Below are 279 nucleotides of genomic sequence, written 5' to 3' on the forward strand. Positions count from 1 at the left end.
CTTGTCGTGCTGCCTACAAGTCCGTCCAAGCCAATCCGGCACATAGCATCACCTATGTGCAATTGGCGGCCGCGCTGGCCAAGCTTGGCCGGTTGGACGAAGCGAAAGCAGCCGCCGCTCGCGTGATCGAGCTCCAGCCGCCCTTTCGCTACAGCCGCCAATTTGCCGGCGTGAATTGCGCGCCCGGGCTCGCGGAGGCTCTTGGCAGCGCGCTACGGGCAGCCGGATTGCCAGAGTAGCCAACTACCCAGGCTACGATCGGGCATTGATGAATGCAGA

General features: G+C 63.1%; 1 pseudogene. It reads left to right on the plus strand.

Annotation, left to right across the window (positions count from 1 at the left end):
* Positions 1-239: pseudogene (locus tag EN818_RS33455) on the plus strand (tetratricopeptide repeat protein); the annotation flags it as partial.
* Positions 240-279: the final 40 nt, after the last annotated feature.

The organism is Mesorhizobium sp. M3A.F.Ca.ET.175.01.1.1 (genome assembly GCF_004791945.1).
GTDB lineage: Bacteria > Pseudomonadota > Alphaproteobacteria > Rhizobiales > Rhizobiaceae > Mesorhizobium.